The following is a 22,574-nucleotide window of genomic DNA, read 5'->3' as shown; positions in this document are numbered from 1 at the left end:
TTAACTTTTTGTATTAATTAAAGTATCGTCAACATCTTTTACTCTGATAACTAATAGTGCTGCAATGATAAAAGACACACCACTAATTACTAAAGCATAAATTGGATTTCCTCCATAAAAATATTTAACTACAGGTCCTCCTATAATTGCGTTTATAATCTGAGGCAGTACAATAAAGAAGTTAAATATCCCCATATAAACTCCCATTTTTTTCGCAGGAATAGAACCCGCTAGTATTGCATAAGGCATTGCCAGAATACTTGCCCAAGCAATTCCAATACCAACCATAGAAAGTATCAACCAATCTTCGTTTGGTGCTAGATAAATGGAAATAAGACCTAAGCCACCGATTATCAAAGATACAGCATGAGTTAGTTTTCTACCTATTTTTAACGCTATGTATGGTAAAAAGAATGCGAACACTGCGGAAACAGCATTATAAACCCCAAATAATACTCCAACCCAATCTCCAGCATTTTGATAAGGCTCACTGCTATGATCACTAAGTGGTAAATCATAGATATGATGTGCTATAGCAGGTGTTGAAAAAACCCACATTCCAAAAAGACCAAACCAAGAAAAAAACTGAACACCGCTCAATTGTTTCATAGTCAATGGCATTTTTCTAAAATCCGAAAAAATGTTCATTAAGGAAGATTGTTCTTCCTCTAAACCTTCTTCATCATTTTCAAATGCTGCTAATTCTTCTGGAGAATATTCTTTTGTAGTAAAAACAGTTAATAGTATACTTCCTATTAATACTGCTGCCCCAATAATAAAAGATAAAAGTAGATGAAAAGGAACTTCTCCGATTTGTGCTTCATTGGAAATACCTAACCAGTTTGCCATTACATATGGTAACCAAGATCCTATAACTGCGCCAATACCAATTAAAATAGTTTGAACACTAAAACCAAGAGTTCGCTGATCGGATGGAAGATTATCGGCAACAAGAGCCCGGAAAGGCTCCATAGCAACATTAAAAGAAGCATCCATGACCATTAACATCCCGGCACCAACCCATAATGAAGGTAAGAACGCGGTGAACATATCTGCATTAGGCATTAGCAGCAACCCTATAGACGCAAGAATTGCTCCTGTAAGGAAAAAGGGCCTTCTTCGACCTAAACGCGTCCATGTTTTATCACTGTAATATCCGATGATAGGTTGCACGATCAACCCTGTTAAAGGTGCTACAACCCAAAACCATGATAATTCATGAACATCAGCTCCGAAAATCTGAAGTATCCTACTGGCATTTGCATTTTGTAAAGCAAAACCCATTTGTATTCCTAAGAAACCGAAACTCATGTTCCATATTTCCCAGAAACTTAGCTTACGCTTGTTCATTAAGTAAATCTTTAATAATTACTATGATAAGCGCGTACACTTATCAAAACTTATGTTAGTAGAAAGTGAAAATATAAGTTCTGATAGGTGTCAAATATATTATATTATTTTAAATAAAATAATTTTAGTGTGTTATTTTTTTGTTGATTGTCTTTGGATTAAGCTAGTATCTATAATAACGGTTTTATATTCTTCAGGAACGTCTTCTTCTCCTTCTAGCTTATCAATAAGCAACTTCGCAGCTCTAATCCCCATCTCTTCTCCATGCTGACTGATAGTCGTTAAACTTGGAATAAAATGTTTAGACAAGATGCCATCGGTGAATCCAACTATAGAAACGTCATCCGGGACTTTTTTACCTTGTTCGTGTAAAACTCTTGCAGCTGTAACCGCAAATAATTCATTCACAGCAAAAATAGCATCTACCTCTTTATCTTTCAAAAAGCTAGATATTTCAGATTCGCAGTTATCGATATCTTCTATCTTTAAGATATAATCCTCTCTAGCAGTAATATCGTATGCTCGAAGCGCTCTTAAATATCCGTTAGTTCTAAGTTTTCCAACACTGATATAATCCACCGTTGTAATAATTGCAATTTTTTTACATCCCAAAGAAAGTAGATGATTTGTAGCCGTTTGTGCTCCCTTACCATCATCAATAATCACCTTATCACAAACGAGTTCGTCTATAATTCTATCAAAAAGTACCACCGGCATTCCTTGACTCATGGTCTCCTCGATGTGATGATAATCCTTCTTTTGTTGTGTTTCCTTTGCCACAGATAAGATAAATCCATCTGCACTACCACTGGCTAGCATTTCTAAATTGATCACCTCTTTGTCAAAGGAATTATTAGACGAACAAATGATTACATTATACCCTTTTTCATTTGCAACCTTTTCTACTCCTCCAATAACAGTGGTAAAAAAATGGTGAACAATCTCTGGAATAATCACTCCTATAGTCTTGGTTTTTCGGTTTTTAAGACTCAGCGCAATGTTGTTAGGTTTATAATTATACAACTTAGCGAAAGCTTTTACCTTTTGTCGAGTATCGAGACTAATTTCTACGCTATCTTTTAATGCTTTTGACACTGTAGAGATGGATACATCGAGCTCTTTTGCTATTTGTTTCAACGTAACTTTTTGCTTCATTTCCCTTGAATTTTTATTAAAAGCTAAATTTTAATGCGAAAATATGCGATATGATCACAATTACCCTTAAAATTTTAACAGAATTTTAAAAGTTATCCACACGCAAACGTTTTCGTAAGGTTACGGCTACACCGTACCTGAAATTTAACACAGATTTTACATACATTGGTTCTCAGAAAGTGAAAATATAAGGCTAAAAACAATTAAAAACTAATTTAATATTATATGAAAACATTTACTAAAAGCGCATTGTTTTTATTGTGGTTGATACCAATGAGCTTTTTTGCACAGTCGACAGTCACCGGTACTGTAACTGATGCTGGAAATGGTCAACCGATTCCCGGTGTGAATATCATAATTAAGGGGACAACAAATGGGACATCATCCGATTTTGATGGTAACTATTCCCTTAAAGGTGTAAACAATGGAGATATTATTGAATTCTCTTACGTTGGTTTCATTGCACAAGAATTTACATATTCTGGAAACAATAGAATTGATGTTGTTTTACAAGAAGACGCTGCTGAACTAGAACAAGTAGTAGTTATTGGTTATGGTTCGGTACGTAAAAAAGATCTAACTGGTTCCGTAAGTACAGTAACAGCAGATGACTTTAATCAGGGTGTAAATGCTTCACCTGATCAATTGATTAAGGGTCGTACTGCAGGGGTTACTGTGATTGATAATGGTGGAGCCCCTGGAGAAGGATCTACTATTAGAATTAGAGGTGGTTCCTCTTTAAATGCTTCTAATAATCCACTAATCATTGTTGATGGTATTCCTTTAGACCCTGGACCAGGTGGAACAAGAAACAACTTAAACTCTATTAACCCTAATGATATTGAATCGTTTACGGTACTTAAAGATGCTTCGGCTACAGCGATTTATGGATTTAGAGCTTCTAATGGTGTGATTATCATTACTACAAAGAAGGGAACAAATACAGATGGGAAATTAAAATTTAATTATAACGGTAACGTTACTTTTTCCCAAATCGTAGATAAAATTGAAGCGTTAGATGGAGATCAATTCAGAGAGTATGTAACTGCAAATGGATCACAAGCACAAATTGACTTATTAGGAACAGAAAATACAGATTGGCAAGACGAAATTCTTCAAAATGCGGTATCTACGAATCATAATATTAGTCTGTCAAGTGGTTATGACTGGATCAATTATAGAATATCTTTAGGATTATTGAATGAAGAAGGGCTAATTAAAAAGGATCAATTAGATCGAACATCTTTATCTGCTAATATTCGCACCAAATTTTTTGACAACCATCTAAAAATTAATACTAATATTAAGACTGCAGTAGAAGACTATACATATGCAGGTCGTGATGGAGCTGGAACTAGTATTGGTGCCGCACTTGGATTTGATCCTACCCAACCAGTTTTCCAGGACAACGACTTCGGAAATTATTTTCAATGGTTAGATGGGAGTGGAAATCCAATCGCTTTGGCAGGACAAAATCCTGTTGCCCTACTGGAGCAAAGTGATTTAACAGGTATTATTTTTAGAAGTTTAGGAAATTTAGAACTAGATTATAAATTTCACTTTTTGCCAGAGCTAAGAGCTAACATGAATGTTGGTTACGAAATAGCCACAGCAAAAACTGAAAATATTATTTCTTCTCAATCAGTTGGCAATACTACTGGATTGAATAACGATAGTTATAGCAGATCTTCACAGAAAAGAGAAAATTTATTATTTGATTTCTATCTAAATTACCGTAAAGACTCTGAAGCTTTAAATACTATTTTTGATGTAACAGCTGGTTATTCTTACCAAAAATTTTTAGATAGCGGTAGTAATTTCAGCAGAGGTTTTGATCTAATCGAAATCGACAATCCGTTTAACAATCCAAGAGAAGTTTTACTTGGTTTTTTTGGTAGAGCAACCATTTCTATAGCTGACAAATATATATTTACTGGAAGTTTTAGACGAGATGCTACTTCTAGATTCTCTGGATTACAAAATCAATGGACCAACAGCCCATCTGGAGCATTTTCTTGGAATGCACATAACGAAAATTTCTTAAAAGACTCTAATTTAATATCTCAATTAAAATTTAGAGTGAGTTATGGGGTAACACCACAGCAGAGTATTGGTGATGCAACACCTTCTCTTGCAAGAATTTTAACTAGTGATCCACAATCACAATATCAAATTGGCCAAGAAGCTGATGGAACTCCAATTTTTGTATCTACTGGGTTAGCATTACCGTACAACCCTGATTTAACATGGGAAACTACTACACAATATAACGTTGGTTTAGACTATGGATTATATGATGGTAGAATTTCTGGATCAGTTGATTTATATAGAAAAGAAACTGATGATCTTTTATTCGTAGCCGCACTTCCTAGTGGTAGTTTATCTAATCAGGATGATGTGAATTTAGGAAACCTAACCAATGAAGGGTTAGAGCTCTCTTTAAACTTAGTTCCAATACAAAATGATAACTTAAGATGGCAAATTGGTGGTAACATTACTTTCCAACAAGGAGAGATCACAGAATTATTTGCTGTAGATAATCCAAATTTTGAAGGTTTTACAGGTTCAGGTTTTGTAGGAAGTAATATTAATATTCAGACTGTTGGTTTTGCTCCTAACTCCTACTGGGTTTTTGAACAAGTGTATGATGCAAACGGAGTACCAGTAGAAGGAGCTTATGTAGATAGAAATAATGATAATATCATTAATGAAAAAGACAAGTATATCTACAGAAAACCTGCGGCTGATTTCTTCTATGGGTTTAATACGATCCTGGATTACAAAAACTGGAATTTCAGTATGTTTTGGAGAGGAAGTGTTGGTAACTACAACTACAACTTTGTAGATGCGGGAAGTAATGGTAGAAGAATATTGAATTTCCAAAATACATTATCTAATACCACCACAGATCTATTACAGACAAACTTCTTTGACGGTGGTGTTGATAGATTTTCTTCTGATTATTATATTCAAGATGCTTCTTTCCTAAAATTAGATAACATTTCTTTAGGATATACTTTTAAAAATTTCTTGAACTACGAGAATATAGATATGAAGCTATTTGGAACTGTTAATAATGTACTTATCATTACAGATTATACAGGTATTGATCCAGAAATCAGTAGTGGTTTTGACAGTACTATCTATCCAAGACCTAGAACTTACCAATTCGGAGTTAATTTAGACTTTTAAAAAATGAATGCAATGAAGATAAAATTTAAAAACTTAGTACACATTGGTATTTGCGCGTTCCTGTTGTCTATGGGATCTTGTACCGATGACCTAGATGTAGAAGTTAATGATGATCAGAACCAAACTACTGATGAGTTCTTTAGTTCTGATGAAGCATATTTGCAAGTACTTGGAAAACTTTACTCAGGATTAGCTGTTAGTGGTCAGTTAGGACCTGGAAATAGTGATATCCAAGGTATAGACGCTGGTTTTGGTCAATACTTAAGAGGGTTCTGGCAATTACAAGAATTACCAACTGACGAGGCTGTTATTGCGTGGGGAGATCCAGATTTACCAGTTTTAAACTTTGGTCAGTGGACTTCTAGTAATGCTTTTGTTAGAGCATTTTATGACAGAGCGAATTTTCAGGTCTCTTCTGTAAATGAATTTTTAAGACAAACTACAGATGACAAACTAAATGCCAGAGGAGTTTCCGCTTCATTAAGAGCTGAAATCCAACAATTCAGAGCTGAAGCCAGATTTTTAAGAGCTTTAAGTCATTATCATTTGATCGATATGTTTGGAAACATTGCTTTCTTTACAGAGGCAGATCCTGTTGTTGGATATATTCCACCACAAATTACGAGACAAGAGGCTTTTGATTTTGTAGAATCAGAACTATTAGCTATCGAATCCGAAATGCCTGCTCCTGGGACTAATTCGTATCCAAGAGCCGATCAAGCAGCGGTATGGATGTTGTTATCTAAACTATATCTTAACGCAGAAGTATATACTGGAACAGAAAGATATACAGAAAGCTTAACATATACGAATAGAATTCTAGCTGCCGGCTACAGTCTTGTAGACGATTATCAAAAATTATTCTTAGCGGATAATAATACCAACGGATCGCAAAGTGAAAGCATTTTTAGTGTTGCGTTTGACGGTATCAACACTCAATCCTTCGGTGGAACTACATTTTTAACTCATGCACCGATTGGAGGAAATATTGTTCCTAGAGCTTTCGGAATCGATGGTGGATGGTTTGGAATCAGAACGACTTCAGTATTTGTAGATCTTTTTGGTAGTAGCAGTGGTTCCTTCGAAATCTACGAATATGACAATGATCTTAGGCTATTAGCAGACGATGCTGGTACGCTAAAAGCATTTGATGCCGATGGGGATTTTGAATATTTGGGATCTGATGAAAATAATACAAACCCAGCTTTTAATGCCAATGAAGTATATAGATATGATTTCCTTACTGGTGTTATCACCAATAATGGAACTGTAGTTCCTGCTCCTGCAATGGCGATATCAATCGCTACACAACCAGTTTGGAACGATTCTAGAGGTAAATTCTACACGAATGGTCAAACTCTTGATATTGCAACACTTTCCAGTTATGCGGATGGATATGCTATCCAAAAATGGAGAAACGTAGGAGTAGATTTACAACCTGGATCTGATCTCTCTGGAACTCATGTAGACGCTGACTTCCATATGTTTAGACTTGGTGAAGTATATTTAAATTATGCTGAAGCTGTAACTAGAGGTGGAGCTGGAGGTACTCCTACAGAAGCTGTTGGATACATTAATCAATTAAGGGAAAGAGCTTACGGTAGTACTGCTGGAAATGTAAGTACAGGAGACCTTACTCTAGATTTTATTCTTGATGAAAGAGGTAGAGAATTGTACTGGGAAGGTCAAAGAAGAACCGACCTAATACGTTTTAATAAATTTACTGGAGGTACTTTCTTATGGCCATTTAAAAATGGAGCTAATAACGGTTCTCCATTACCTCCACACGTTAGTCTTTTCCCGATTCCTTCTACAGAATTGGTAGCAAATCCAAACATAACTCAAAACCCTGGTTACTAAAAAAATTAAATAAAAATGAAAAAAATATTTTTAACATTAGCTGTAATAAGTACTCTATTTATAGGATGTACAAGTGACGATAACATAGAAGATAGACCAATTTTTGAACTAGCCGAGGCGCCTGTAATAACAGCGCCAGAAGCTGGTGCTTCTTACGTATTTACTTTTGAAACTAAAGACCTGCTAGCAGAAAGGTTCACATTTACAGATGCAGATTTCAACTTTGATTCTGCAACCAACTATACAATTGAAGTAGATGTGGAAGGAAATCAGTTTGCCAATGCACAAGAATTAGGTAGTGGTAACTCTTTACAAATCCCTGTATCTGTTGATTCTTTTAACAACGCAGCATTAGCACTAGGATTACCTCCACAGGAACCTTCAAGTGTAGAAGTAAGAGTAGTTGCTGCTGTAGGTGCTGGAGAATCTCAAGTTTCTGAATCTAGAATTGTGGTAGTAACTCCATTTACTACGGAAGCTCCTAAGCTTTTTGTAATCGGTAACTTTCTTAACGCTGGTGGTTATGGAGATGACTGGACTCCAGCTGCAACCTTACCAACGATCGAAGCTGCAGAATTTGGAGCTACAGCATTTCAAGGATATGTTTTCTTAAACAACCCTAGTCCAGAGTTTAAAATCTTGCCAACAAATACAAGTTTTGATGGCGATTATGGAGATGCTGATGGAAGTGGTACTTCTGGAATTTTAGTACAAGATGGAGAATCGAATATGAGAGCTGCTGAAGCTGGTTATTACAAAATAGATGCTGATTTTACTGATCCTGAAAATATTACTTGGTCTGCAAGAAGACAAGTATGGGGTATCATTGGTGCTGCTACTCCAACTGGATGGGGAAGTGATACTGATTTAACTTATGATGCTGCGTCTAGAACCTGGAGTATTATTATCGATCTTACCGCAGATGAATTTAAGTTTAGAGCTAATGATAACTGGGATGATCCACAAGATAATTTTGGTACTGGAGCAGAAGATGGTCAATTAGGGTTTAACGGTGGAAATCTTAGTGTAGATACTGCAGGAACATATTTAGTTACTTTAGATCTAAGCAATCCTAACAATTATACATATACGTTAACTCCGCAGTAGTTTAACAAATAATATAAAAAGGCTGTTATCTGTATAACAGCCTTTTTACTTTAAAAACATAACGTCATGAAAAAATTTACTTTATTATTTATTTTCTTTCTGGGACTGATAACAACTCAAGCGCAACAACAGAATGCCACATTTACTGTAAATCCTGCAGCGTTTAATGAAGATGATGAGATTACTATTACAGTTTCCGGAATTGATCTTAGCCTTTGGGGAACTACCAATCTTTACTTATGGGCATGGTATTTTGATCTTAATGATAATTTTGTTGGCAATGCTCCTAACAATGGAGATTGGACAGATTCATCAAACACTGCAACTCCACAAGTATTTACAGCTAATGGAGACGGAACCTACTCTATCACCTTAACTCCTACTACGTTTTACGGAGCTACAGGAATAGGAAGAATTGGAATGTTAGCGAAAGCTCAGGACGGAACCGGAGACAATAAAACTCAGGATAATCTTGTCGAAGTTGGGATTTTTCAACTTACTTTAAATACACCAACAGATGCTGTTAGTATTATTGATAGCGGTAATAATTTGGCTATTTCTGCTACTACTACTGTAAATGCAGATTTTGAACTATTTGCTAATGGAATATCTGTAGATACACAAACAGGTATTACAAATTACACAAACAATTATACAATCACAGAAGGTGTTGATTTTGAACTTGTAGCTACAGAAACTGGAACGTCTAATTCACTATCGGAAACATTCTCAGCAATTACAACGCCTGTAGTTACAGAAGCCGCAGTTCCTGCCGGAATGGAGGACGGATTAAACTTAGATGGTACCTCTGCTACGTTTGTATTTTTTGCACCAGGAAAAGATTATGTCCATATCAAAGGTAACTTTAATGGTAATGACTGGAGTTTAGACAACACCTATTTATTAAATAAAGACAGTGCGCAGGATAGATTTTGGATCACGATAGATATGCCAGATAATTCGGATATACTTTATCAGTATGTTGTAGATGCATCCATTTCAGTTGCAGACCCCTACTCTACTCTGATACTGTCAGAATTTAACGATGCTTTTATCGACAACGCTACTTTCCCTGATTTACCAGGATATCCAACAGGAAAAACAAACGACGCTGTTTCATGGTTTAAAACGGGTGAAGCTGAATATGTATGGCAAAATACAAATTTCCAAAAACCAGAAGTAACAGATTTAGTTATTTATGAACTATTAATCCGTGACTTCGACAATTTACATACTTTTGATGCCGTAAAAAATAGACTAGACTATTTACAAGACTTAGGTATCAACGCCATAGAATTAATGCCTATTTCAGAATTTGACGGAAACATTAGTTGGGGATATAACCCTTCTTTTCATATGGCTTTGGATAAATACTATGGTACTCCTACAGCGTTTAAACAATTTGTAGATGAGTGTCACGCTAGAGGAATTGCTGTAATTTTAGATGTAGTATATAACCATGCTACAGGTCAAAATCCATATTATAGAATGTGGAATACATCTGGTGGCGGTTATGGAGGACAAGCCAGTGCAGATAGCCCTTTCTTCAACCAGACAGCAACACATTCTTTTAGTGTGTTTAATGATTTTGATCATAGTAAACAAGCTACACAAGATTATGTAAAAAGAACTGTTGAGTATTGGATTGAAGAATATAATGTAGATGGTTTTAGATGGGACCTTACCAAAGGATTTACTCAAAACTGTACAGCTTCTAACGATGCTTGTACTAATTCCTTTCAGCAAGATAGAGTTGATATTCTAAAAGAATATGCCGATTATCAATGGGCTGTTGATCCTGATTTTTATGTAATTTTCGAACATTTAGGAGGTATTGCCGAGGAAAAGGAATGGGCTGATTATCGGGCTAATGAAGGTAAGGGTATATTACTTTGGAACAAACAAACCGACCCTTACAACGAGTCTACAATGGGTTACCATGATAATGGTAAATCCAATTTTTCAGGAGTATCCTATGCGGTAAAAGGGTTCGACGGTCCTTCTGCAATTTCATATATGGAAAGCCATGATGAAGAGCGATTAATGTATAAAAATGTTCAATTTGGTAATAACACCAATGCTCCTACATATGATGTTACAGACTTATCTACTGCATTAGACAGAGTAGAGCTTGCAGGAGCATTTTACTTTACGGTTCCCGGCCCAAAAATGATATGGCAATTTGGAGAACTAGGATATGGGTTTAGTATCAATCGATGCGAGGACGGATCCATCGACAATGGATGTAGAACAAATCCTAAGCCTATTCGTTGGGATTACTTAAATGTTACAGACAGAACGGACGTATATGACATATACGCTAAGTTAATTAACCTAAAACTGAATGAGAAAATATTTAAAACCGATAACTTTACCTTATCGGGATCATCAACTGCAGATAAGAAAATTCATTTAACAGATGATACGGCCACGGGTGATGAGATAAAATATGTAACGATTATTGGAAACTTTGGAGTAAATACGCTTTCTATCAATCCGAGCTTTCAGGAAACTGGTACTTGGTATGATTTATTAGATGATACCGGAGCCTCTATCGAAGTTACCGATGTAAATGCAGTCATCAGTTTACAACCAGGAGAATTTAAAGTATATGCTAACGAACAAAAAAGTTTAAGTACTCCTGATATTGACAACATTCTTAGTTTTAATGCATATCCGAATCCTGCAAAAACAGCTTTTAGCATCAATGAATCTGTACAAAAAGTATTTGTATATAATATCACCGGAGCACTTGCTAAAAAGTTTGAAGGTGACTTTGAGGCTGGAACTAATTTTGAAATAGGAGAACTAGCAAGAGGATTATATTTGGTACAAATCCAGAATGAAAAAGGAATTGCCACCACCAAGTTGAGTTTGCGCTAATTAGTGAAAACGCGCATGTATTTTAAAAAGGAGTGCTTTATGAGTACTCCTTTTTTGATAAAAGATTAGAAGTTTAGACAAAAAACAAAACAATGCTACATTTTTTAAATAAACGTCGTAAAAAAAACAATAGTCATACTATACGAGCTATTAAGGGTGAAAACAATAAAATTGAAAATAAAGGTCAGCTTCTTAACTATAACATAAATATTAACGGAAATAACAATACGATTGTAATCAAAGAAAATAGTATCATTTATAACGTTTTTATTAAAATTCAGGGAGATAATCACTTCTTGGAAATTGGAGCAAACTGCAGGATAAATAGTGCTATATTATGGATGGAACACTCTGATTGTATATTGAATATTGGTAATTTCACAACAATAGAGCAAGCTCATATAGCAGTTACTGAACCAAATCAAAAAGTTATTATTGGAAAAGAATGTATGTTTTCTGACAACATTTCGATTCGTACTAGTGATTCTCATGGCATATTTGATCTACAAACTAATAATAGAGTAAATCACGCTAAAAGTATTTTTATCGGTAATCATGTTTGGGTTGGTGCCAAAGCTACCATACTTAAGGGAGTAACCATTGGGGATGATAGTATAGTTAGCTTAGGTGCAATTGTAACCAAGGACATTCCTAAAAATTGTGTCGCTGCTGGCATACCTGCAAAAGTGATTAAAGAAAATATTTATTGGAATAGAGAACTGGAAAGTACCTAATGAACGTAAAAAAACCACAATTTTACAATATAAAACTCTTAAAAGATTTTACAAACCAATACTCTTATATCCAGCTACTATATTCTAATGCCCACCTTCTGCTATCTATTTTTAATTTAAAAAACTGAATTCTAATTAGAAGAACATATATTCAACATAGTGACTCTAATAATTTAAAAATCACAAAATACTACCCTAACAACAAGGATTTTTATCGGAATTATGTTAAAAAACAAACATATCTCACAACTTATTAACACTACAACGTTTAAGTAAATTTTCTCCCCGTAACATTTTTCAGTTTACACGTATTATATAGGTATAGTATACTATCAAATCATTATTAATTTTAAAATCATTTAAAAATGAAAAAATCGGAAATTTTAAAGAAAATTAAAGGTGAGATCCTAGGTCGAAAAGAGGCTAAGCAGATTACTGGTGGTTACGATAACTGGTCTGTACCTAGTTGTCCATCTGGTAAAATGTATCCTCCTCACGGATCTTGGATTAATGGACAGTATCTGTACTATGATTCTGATTTAAATAGCTGGTGTAAACCTAACTATTAAGATCTAATCATCTTACTTTATTCATGGAGGGTGTCTAGAACACCCTCCTTTTAAACTTACACCTATCATGAAAATAATTCAAAGTTTCTGGACCAAACCCACTTATCATAACTCTGATGATGCCAATGCAAGATTTAATGGAGGTTGGCCAAATCAAAAATATGCCTTTTACAGTTTTGCACTGAGTGCATTAACCATCAACAGGTTTTATAACAAAAATGAACTGTTTACTGATAATAGAGGAAAAGAATTGTTTAATGGTCTGTTAGAACTTCCCTACTCGGACATTCATACCAATCTAGAAAAAATCAACCATCATCATCCAAAATTATGGGCTTTTGGTAAACTTGTTACTTGTGCAGATCAAAACGAACCTTTTATTCATCTAGACAATGATATTTTTATTTGGGACAAAATTCCATATGATAACGATCAATATGATATCATCACTCAAAATGTCGAAGCTAATTTCCCAGGATATGGAAAGACATTCAGATATATGCTTTCTAATTTTGAGACTATTCCTGATGAACTAATTAAAACATACTATAAAAATGGTAAGATCTTAGCTCATAATGCCGGCGTTATCGGTGGTAAAAACTTTCAGTTCTTTAAAGAATTATATGAAAAAGCTAAAGTTTTAATAGAAAGTAATCAGCACCATTTCAATAATATAGATGTTGGAATTTTTAATACTATTTTTGAGCAACAACTAGGTTACGCTATTGCTGAGAAGAATAACTTAAAAGTACAATATTTATTTGAAGATGTTCAACCGAATTTTGTAGAGATTATAGATTTTAGTACCATCCCATTGATCTCTAAATTTATTCATTGTATTGGCTTTGCAAAAAAATCTGTTTTTGCCTGTGAACAAATAGAAGCTAGACTTCAATATCATTTCCCTGAATATTATAAGCATCTAAAAAATAAACTTCATAAACTTTTTCCAAATGAAGGTTTTGACAATGAAATCGAAGCATCACGATTACAAAAAATCTTTGATTTCTATGATTTTGTAGAAAATACAACTCCAGAAGAACTACTAAATACCAAGTTTTCATTAAACAAAGATTGTATCATAGATTTTAATGCCGATCCTATGACTATAGAATTTACTATTCCGTATAGTGGGAAAAAAGACAAAAAGTATCTTGAGGGCTGGCATAGCATTTTACTATATTTCCTGGAACCCGTTTCCGTTCAGGAATTGTATGATGAGCTGCATAAAGACCAAGATTTTATTAAGCAATTTGGAGAAGGGTTTGTTGACTTTAAGACAAAAATGCTCTCTTTTGTACTAGAAAAAACATTGTTACTTGAAATACTTCAAACAGAACCTATTATAGTATCTCAGCCAGTATAATAGTTACAAATAAAATCCATTTGCTGTAAAAAATCATTTTAGGTGGGTAACAAATCCTAGGTTAAATAAACTAATATATAGACGCAATTTAGGAACTAAGATGAGTTTGATAGCAAAATCGAAAAGATTTACTTTTCTTTGTAGCGCAACTCATCACTCATAATTAAAACGTTTAATGCCAAAATTTCCCTTTTACAAACAAGCCGAATCAAAAGATTGTGGACCTACTTGTATAAAAATTATAGCTAAACATTACGGAAAAGTATTGAATACTCAGAAGCTTAGATCTCTTAGTGAAACCACTAGAGAAGGGAGTTCATTACTTGGACTAAGTGAAGCGGTAGAGAGTATTGGATTTAGATCCTTGGGTGTAAAGCTATCTTTAAATCAATTGTTGGAGGTTCCTTTACCATGCATAGTACATTGGAATAAGGTTCATTACGTGGTGGTTTACAAAGTGAAATCTACCAAAAAAAATGGGATGAAAATTTATGTGTCAGATCCCGCACATGGACTGATTACCTATACGCAAGAAGAGTTTATCAAAGCATGGATTGGTAATAATGCTGATCAAACTACAGAAGAAGGTGTTGCATTATTGGTAGAACCTACACCAAAATTTTACAGTGATAACATCGATGAGGAAGACGAAGAATTCGGATTCAAATTCATTTCAAAATACGTTTTTAAGTATAAAAAATTCATCTTCCAACTAATACTTGGATTAACAGCTGGGAGTTTGCTTCAATTAATAACTCCATTTCTTACACAAAGTATCGTTGATGTCGGTATCAAAAACGAAGATATTAATTTTGTATACCTGGTATTAATTGCACAATTATCATTATTTATCGGTCGTACATTGATTGATGTTCTGAGAAGTTGGATCTTGCTGCATCTAAGTACGAGAATTAATATCTCGTTAATCTCTGATTTCTTCATAAAATTAATGAATCTACCTATCTCCTACTTTGATGTAAAAATGACTGGAGATTTATTACAAAGAATTAACGATCATAAAAGGATAGAACAAATACTTACCATGTCTTCGCTGAATGTGTTGTTTTCTATGGTAAACCTAATTGTATTTAGTATTGTTCTTATCTATTATAGCTTTTCTATATTCGCTGTTTTTGCTGTGGGCAGTGCTATCTATTTTGCTTGGATACTTATTTTCTTCAAAAAACGTAAAAAATTAGACTATAAACGTTTCTCTCAGATTAGTGAAGAACAAAGTAAGGTTATTGAATTGGTGAATGGTATGCAAGAAATAAAATTGCATAATGCCGAAAAAAGAAAACGATGGAATTGGGAATTTGTACAAGCTAAATTATTTAAAATATCTATAGAAAACCTAGCTTTAGAACAATACCAAAGTGTTGGTTCAGCATTTATTAATGAGCTAAAAAATATACTAATTACAATTCTCTCTGCTGTTCTTGTTATTGATGGGGATATTACATTAGGTATGATGCTAGCCATTACTTCTATTGTAGGACAATTAAACGCTCCTATTACCCAATTGATCAATTTCTTAAGAGAATTACAAGACGCACAAATTTCTTTAGAGCGTTTAGGTGAAATTCATAATAAAGACGATGAAGAAAAATCTGGTGATGAAAAGATAAGAGAAGTACCTGAAAATTCTGGTTTTGAAATCAAAAAATTAAGTTTTAGATATGTAGGTTCAGATAAGCCTGTGCTACAAAATTTGGATTTATCGATTCCTGCCAATAAAATTACTGCAGTTGTAGGTGTTAGTGGTAGTGGTAAAACTACGCTAATGAAACTTCTTCTAAAATTTTATGAACCAGATGAAGGTCAAATCTTTATAGGCACTCATGATTTAAATAACGTATCACAAAAAGCCTGGAGAGATCAATTTGGTGTTGTGATGCAAGAAGGATATATTTTTAATGATACTATTGCCAACAATATTGCCGTTGGCGAAGATTATGTAGACAAGAAAAAATTAGCACACGCAGTAGATGTGGCAAATATCAAAGAGTTTGTAGAGTCGTTGCCACTATCATACAATACTAAAATTGGGATGGAAGGTGTTGGTCTCAGCACTGGACAAAAACAGCGTTTATTTATAGCAAGGGCTGTGTATAAAAATCCAAAATTCTTATTCTTTGATGAAGCTACATCCGCATTAGATGCCAATAATGAAAAGGTGATCATGGAAAAACTAGATACGTTTTTTAAAGATAAAACGGTGATGGTGATAGCGCATAGATTAAGTACCGTTAAAAATGCAGATCAAATCGTAGTATTAGACAAAGGAGAAATTATTGAAGTAGGAAATCATGAGTCCTTAATTAAAGAAAAAGGAAGCTATTATAATTTAGTTAAGAATCAATTAGAACTTGGAAAATAATTTCTAATTAAGAATTACGAATTAAAAACTTAATGAAAAAAGAAAATATTATTCAACAAAAAAGTTACGAATTCGCCTTATTATGTATTGACTTATTTAGGAAGTTAACAAAAGAGCGACATGAATATATTTTGTCTAAACAGTTTCTAAGGAGTGGTACATCGATAGGAGCTAATATAGAAGAAGCGATAGGTGGGCAAAGTACTAAAGATTTTTTATCTAAATTATCCATCTCTTATAAAGAAGCTCGAGAAACTCATTACTGGTTAAGATTATTAAGAGATAGTAATTATGTCAATGTAGAAGAAAGTAAAAATTTAATAGATAAATGTGAAGAATTACTTAGAATTATTGGTTCAATACAAAAAACTACCAAACTCAAAATTCGTAATTAATAATTTATAATTTTGAAATTATAACAGCATGCCAGATAATTTAGATGACATACAATTAAGGAGTGAAGAAGTTCAGGAAATTCTAACACGTGTTCCGCATTGGATGATTCGATGGGGAAACCTTCTGATTCTAACACTAATATTACTTTTACTTTTTCTTTCCTGGATGCTAAAATATCCTGATACCATTCCTGCACAAGCAGTTATTACAACCGATGTTCCTTTGCAAAAAGAGCAGGCAAATGTAAGTGAGAAAATAGAGGCGATATTCGTTAAAGAAGGTGATACCGTTCCAGAAAAAACTCCTTTGGCTATTTTAAGAAATACAGCAAACTATCTTGACGTTTTTAGTCTTAAAAGAGTTGTTGATACGATCAAAATCAATAATCAACAAATTAAATTTCCTTTTGAAAAAATGCCACCATTACTAGAACTCGGTGACATTCAGACTAGTTATGCTACTTTCGAAAACAACTATATCGAATACACTCTAAACAAAGAACTAAAACCGTTTTCTGGTGAAAACTTAGCAAATCAGATATCTCTGTCCGAACTTTACCGAAGGCAAGAAAGCATTTTAAATCAAAAAAGGGTTGAACAAAGAACTTTAAGTTTAAGAAAAAAGACTTTTGATAGGCAACAAGAGTTGTTTGATAAAGGAAGTATTTCTCTCCAAGAATATGAGCAATCAAAGATTGAATACTCACAATTTGAGAATAATTATAAAAACTATACCAATCAACTTTCCCAAATAAAAGAGCAAATCAGTACAGTACAAAAAAACTCAAAAGGAACAGAGTTTAATCAACAACGAGAAGAAATCAATCTACGAAATAAAGTAATACAGTCTTTTGACCAGTTAAAGAGGAGCATTAAAGATTGGGAACTTCGCTATTTATTGCAATCAGATATAGAAGGTAGGGTTTCTTTTTCCAATTATCGATTTGAAAATGAAAATGTAACTGCAGGAGATATTGTATTTATAGTAATCCCAATTCAGGACTCATTATCTTATGTTGCTAAAATAAAAGCCCCTACTCAAAATTCTGGTAAAATTAAAATTGGCCAAAAAGCCAATATTAAACTAGAAAATTTTCCGGATGATGAATTCGGTATGCTACAAGGTAAAGTAGATTATATATCCATGTTACCAGATAAAGATGGATTATATCTTATCGATGTAAAACTGCCTAAAGAGTTAGTTACCACTTATAATAAAAAAATTCCTTTCCAACAGGAAATGCGTGGTTCTGTAGAAATAATAACAGAAGATCTACGTCTAATAGAACGTTTCTTTTATCAGTTTAGAAGTTTAATGGATAAATAAGATTAGGCCGCTTTGGGTAGTGTGATACAAAAAACACTTCCCTTTCCTAAAACACTTTCTACTTGTATCTTACCTCTATTAAGTTCTATAAGCTCTTTACAGATTCTGAGTCCTAGGCCTGTTCCACTTTCATTACCAGTTCCTTTGGTAGTAAATGTATCTTCGGCAAATAATTTATGAAGATTAGATGGGTCAATACCTACACCAGTGTCTTCGAAACAAATCTCGTAATGATCCTCTTTCTCTATAGAAACTAATGCTATTGAATCACCAGGGTTACAGAACTTAATAGCATTTGCAATCAAATTCTGCGCAACAATACCAAACATATCTTTATCTGCATAAATTCTTGTAGGATTTAATTTATTGATCAATTTGATATCCTTTTTCTCTGCTTTGGGAGTAAAAAAAGTAAACTTATCTTCTATCACCTCATTAATATCAAAACTAACTGGTTTTGCATTAAGTTCTTTCATTTGCGATTTCGACCAATTCAAAAGATTATTTAAAAGAATAGACGTTTGATGCGTTCTATTAGCCAAAATTGGAATGATCTCGTTAAACTCCTGGTTGGAAATCGCATTATCTTTTAAAAGATTTAGACTTCCATCTAAACCCAGAATTTCATTTTTCAAATCATGAGAGATGATAGAAAACAACTTATTTTTTGTTTCGTTAGAATGGTTTAATTGAGAGATTAATTTCTTGCGATCTCTTCTTGTTTTAAAAATTATTATCAGGAAAGCCAAAACAGCAATTAAAACTGAAATCAATCCTAATGCAAAAGTCTTGTACTTAAATAACTTTGCTTCATTATCTCTTTCTTTTCTTTCATTTTCATCGATCATTTTTAAATGTTCGATTTCTGCTTTATGCCTTTTCTCTGCTCTTTGTATTTTCTCTGCAGAAATTTTAATTCTCTTTTTTTCAGAAAGTTCTTGAGACTTTTTTTGCCAAGCAAGGACTTTATAGATATTACCTTGAACGGAGTCTAATTTGGCAGCTATTTTATAATTGGCCAATAAATGCTCCGTTGGATCTATATCTTTTATGGACAAAAACTCTTCTCTGGCATTATTTAATAGCACTTCTGCTTCTTGATAACGTTTTGTTTCTAGCGCTATTTTTGCCATTTGTTGTTTCGAAATTATTAAAGGTATCGTTAATGCGAAATGCTTAGTTCTAGAGCCTATGCTTAAAACGGTATCGTAGTACTTCTCTGAAGTAGTATATTCTTTTTCATGAAGTGCTATTTTCGCAAGAATATAGTAGGAATAGATTGTGTACACTGGTAAACTATCATTCTTGTTAATATCTAAGGCTACATCGACTATATTTTTTGCCTTTTCTGGCATTTTATTATTGATATATAGAAACGATAAATTATTCATAAAGAGACCAATTCCCTTTTTATCTTTTATCTTTTCCATTTGAGCAATAGCCTTATTGTAATATTGCTCTGCCAATTCAAAGTCTTCTAGTTTGGCATATAAATCGCCTAAATAATTATTCACGGTAGCGATACCATTCTTATCGTTTACTTCTGTGTAATATGTCTGAGATTCTAGTAAGTGTTCCGCTGCAACAGTTAAATTATCACTATAATACTCTAAAAAATAAAGATTTTTATAGGCTTTCGCTAAACGTCCTTTATCTTTTAATTTCTTTAGAATTTTTATCGCCTCTTTATAACTTTGTCCCGCATAATAATATTCATTTTGTTGGCTATATGCTTCTCCTTGATCGATAAAAGCATCACTTAAAACCACTGAATCTTTGTACTTATGTGCTGCGGATATGACTTGTTTTGAAAGGAAAAGTGCACTATCTATTTGCTTAACAGCTACTAAATGATCAAGAAATTGTTGAGCTTTATGAAGTTCTTCTGTTCCCTCGATATGACCTTGATACCACAAATGATTATTGATATCATCTTGTCCACGAAGCACAAAAACACAGCTCAAAAAAGCTATTAAATGGGTAATATGTTTATAATAGATATTCAATATACTATTTGTATATGTCTAAAACAGACAGATATTAGCCCCCTTTTGTAATTGAGATAACAAGATAGATCTTTACCTTATATCAAGAATATAAGTATTAGGCAGCTTTAGGTAATTGCACACAAAAAGTACTTCCTTTTCCTGGTATACTTTCTACCTCTATTCTGCCTCTATTAAGTTCTATTAGTTCTTTACAGATTCGGAGCCCAAGACCAGTTCCTGTTTCATTCTCCGTTCCATTAGTTGTAAAAGTATCTTCTGCAAATAGCTTATTTAAATTTTCTGGATCAATACCTACTCCCGTATCTTCAAAACAAATCTCATAAAAGTCTTCTTTTTCCCTCGCTGTCAATGCAATAGAATCTCCAGAATTACAAAATTTAATGGCATTAGCAATTAAGTTTTGTGCTACAATGCCAAACATGTCTTTATCAGCAAAAATTTTGGCTGATCCCAACTGATTAATCAACTGAATATCTTTTTTTTCTGCTTTAGGTCTAAAAAACGTAAACTTATTACTGATAACTTCTGTAATATCAAAAGTTGTTGGTTTAGGATTCAATTCTTTCATTTGCGATTTCGACCAATTCAACAGATTATTCAACAAAATAGATGTTTGGTGTGTTCTATTAGCTAATAATGGCACAATTTCTTTAAATTCTTCCGTAGAAATTACATCTTCCTTCATTAAATTTAAACTACTTTCCAAGCCGTGTATTTCATTTTTCAAATCGTGTGATATAATCGAGAACAGTTTGTTTTTAACCTGATTAGACTCATTAAGTTCTTTGATATATCTTTTCCTTTCTTTTCTGGTTTTAATTATCAAGATCATAAACACTAGAATTACTGCTATCACCGCTAGACTAATAAATGTCATTAATCTATACTTGAATAATTGTTCTTTGGTTTGTTGCTCTCTTTTTTCCTTTTCATCCTGTAATCTAAGCTGTTCTAACTGCGCTTCATATCTAGACTTTGTATTCTCTACTTTTTTGGTCGTTAGATCATTCATACGTTTATCAGAAAGTTCCTGATATTTCTTTTGCCAAGCAATGGCTCCTAGTAGATTTCCTCTTGTAGAATCTAGTTTAAAAGAATATTTATAATTCTTAAGAATTAGAGAAGTAACATTAGATTTTATAAGGTCTTCTCTTGCTACTTTCAGATATTCCTCTGCTTTTTTGAACTCGTTTTGTTCTAAAGCTATGATTCCTAACTGTTGTTTTGCATTATGAACAATAAGCTTAAAATTAGCCTGTGTTCCAACGCATTGCGTCGTATCATAGAATTTTTTGGCTTTTTCATATTCTTTACCATACATGGCTACCTTTGCCATAATACTATAAGACTGTGCAGTATGTCTTAGATCATTTTCTGCTTTATTAATATGTAGTGCCTCTTTTAATAGTACCTTAGCTTCTTCCAATTTCCCACCTTCAGTATGAAGTAGAGCTAAGTTATTAATCGTTAAACCAACACCTTTAAGTTTAAGTCTTCTAGCCATCTTCATGGATTTAAGATAAAACTTCTCAGCATTCGGGATATCATTTAACTCTTTATAAATAATTGCTAGGTTATTATATACTGCAGTAAGTCCAATACTATCCTTTAGTTGTTCTCTCTGTAATTTAGCATCTAACAGATGATTAGCTGCCTCTTCAATATTACCTTTATTACGTTCTATGATATACCTATCATTACTTACCATGGCTAACCCATTCTTATCTTCAATTTTTTGAAAATTGAACGTTGCTTTTTCAAAGCTTTCGTTAGATTCCAGATATCTATTTAATTCATTGTTTAGTACTCCTTTTAATCTATATACTAAACCTAATCCTCTGGTATATTCGATATCATTTGCAATATCAATCAATTGATTGGCTAAAGGTTCGGCTATATCAAGACGATCTTCATTAACAAATTGCTGAAGTTTATTTACTTTATCGTTGAAAGACAAAGAATCTTTTAATGTCTTAATTTTGGAAAGATCAATTCCAGTAAGTTCTTTTTGCGAGAAGCAAAAAAAACTTGTGAAACAGAAAACTAATACGGTAAAGGTTGCTTTATTCATACTATTTACTTTGGGGCTTAAATCAGATGAAATGCTACTTAATTTCAACAAAATACACAAAAAAAAGTCAAACAACAAAATAATGTAGTCTTATTCTTACATATTTTTATAGTTTTACCATAAAAAGGAAACGATTATATAAAAAAACAGCCTTTCCTGATCAGAAAGGCTGTTTT

14 protein-coding genes are annotated in these 22,574 nt (G+C 33.3%); 10 read left to right on the top strand and 4 right to left on the bottom strand.

What is annotated here, in order from left to right:
- Positions 1-1,350, bottom strand: a complete 1,350-nt coding sequence (locus Q1B37_RS13010) for an MFS transporter (protein WP_299899171.1) — start codon at positions 1,348-1,350, stop codon at positions 1-3.
- A gap of 132 nt (positions 1,351-1,482) precedes the next feature.
- A complete protein-coding gene (locus Q1B37_RS13005) occupies positions 1,483-2,505 on the bottom strand; it encodes a LacI family DNA-binding transcriptional regulator (protein WP_299607048.1) in 1,023 nt (340 codons plus the stop codon).
- 225 nt (positions 2,506-2,730) lie between these two features.
- On the opposite strand from Q1B37_RS13005, the gene Q1B37_RS13000 reads away from it, so the two are divergent.
- From Q1B37_RS13000 to Q1B37_RS12955, 10 genes are all read left to right on the top strand, one after another.
- Complete coding sequence (locus tag Q1B37_RS13000; RefSeq protein WP_299899169.1) at positions 2,731-5,697, top strand: TonB-dependent receptor; 2,967 nt, start codon at positions 2,731-2,733, stop codon at positions 5,695-5,697.
- Positions 5,698-5,709: 12 nt separating this feature from the next.
- Positions 5,710-7,557 carry a RagB/SusD family nutrient uptake outer membrane protein gene (locus Q1B37_RS12995; protein ID WP_299899167.1) on the top strand — a complete coding sequence of 616 codons (1,848 nt, stop codon included), beginning with the start codon at positions 5,710-5,712 and terminating at the stop codon, positions 7,555-7,557.
- Positions 7,558-7,572: 15 nt separating this feature from the next.
- Positions 7,573-8,664 (top strand): SusE domain-containing protein, encoded by a 1,092-nt coding sequence (locus tag Q1B37_RS12990; protein ID WP_299899165.1) that lies wholly within the window; start codon positions 7,573-7,575, stop codon positions 8,662-8,664.
- A 66-nt stretch (positions 8,665-8,730) separates the two neighbouring features.
- Positions 8,731-11,547 carry an alpha-amylase family glycosyl hydrolase gene (locus tag Q1B37_RS12985; RefSeq protein ID WP_299899162.1) on the top strand — a complete coding sequence of 939 codons (2,817 nt, stop codon included), beginning with the start codon at positions 8,731-8,733 and terminating at the stop codon, positions 11,545-11,547.
- A 92-nt stretch (positions 11,548-11,639) separates the two neighbouring features.
- The gene (locus Q1B37_RS12980; protein WP_299899160.1) at positions 11,640-12,281 is read left to right on the top strand and encodes an acyltransferase; all 642 of its coding nucleotides are present in this window, start codon (positions 11,640-11,642) and stop codon (positions 12,279-12,281) included.
- A gap of 365 nt (positions 12,282-12,646) precedes the next feature.
- Positions 12,647-12,850, top strand: a complete 204-nt coding sequence (locus Q1B37_RS12975; protein ID WP_299899158.1) for a hypothetical protein — start codon at positions 12,647-12,649, stop codon at positions 12,848-12,850.
- Between the two features lie 67 nt (positions 12,851-12,917).
- The gene (locus Q1B37_RS12970; protein ID WP_299899157.1) at positions 12,918-14,216 is read left to right on the top strand and encodes a DUF6734 family protein; all 1,299 of its coding nucleotides are present in this window, start codon (positions 12,918-12,920) and stop codon (positions 14,214-14,216) included.
- Positions 14,217-14,391: 175 nt separating this feature from the next.
- Complete coding sequence (locus Q1B37_RS12965; protein ID WP_299899155.1) at positions 14,392-16,596, top strand: peptidase domain-containing ABC transporter; 2,205 nt, start codon at positions 14,392-14,394, stop codon at positions 16,594-16,596.
- Positions 16,597-16,628: 32 nt separating this feature from the next.
- Entirely contained in the window at positions 16,629-16,991 is a 363-nt protein-coding gene (locus Q1B37_RS12960) for a four helix bundle protein (protein WP_299899153.1), read from the top strand.
- A 28-nt stretch (positions 16,992-17,019) separates the two neighbouring features.
- Positions 17,020-18,318, top strand: coding sequence for an HlyD family efflux transporter periplasmic adaptor subunit (locus Q1B37_RS12955; protein ID WP_299607040.1), 1,299 nt, complete (start codon positions 17,020-17,022; stop codon positions 18,316-18,318).
- 2 nt (positions 18,319-18,320) lie between these two features.
- Here the strand turns inward: Q1B37_RS12955 and Q1B37_RS12950 are convergent, their stop codons facing one another.
- Together Q1B37_RS12950 and Q1B37_RS12945 are read right to left on the bottom strand one after the other, a co-directional pair.
- Positions 18,321-20,267, bottom strand: a complete 1,947-nt coding sequence (locus Q1B37_RS12950) for a tetratricopeptide repeat-containing sensor histidine kinase (protein ID WP_299899151.1) — start codon at positions 20,265-20,267, stop codon at positions 18,321-18,323.
- Positions 20,268-20,421: 154 nt separating this feature from the next.
- Positions 20,422-22,398 carry a tetratricopeptide repeat-containing sensor histidine kinase gene (locus tag Q1B37_RS12945; protein WP_299899150.1) on the bottom strand — a complete coding sequence of 659 codons (1,977 nt, stop codon included), beginning with the start codon at positions 22,396-22,398 and terminating at the stop codon, positions 20,422-20,424.
- Positions 22,399-22,574: the final 176 nt, after the last annotated feature.

This window comes from uncultured Aquimarina sp. (genome assembly GCF_947492965.1).
Lineage (GTDB): Bacteria > Bacteroidota > Bacteroidia > Flavobacteriales > Flavobacteriaceae > Aquimarina.
The sequence above is the reverse complement of the archived record's forward strand: the minus strand, read 5'-3'. Positions and strand labels throughout refer to the sequence as shown.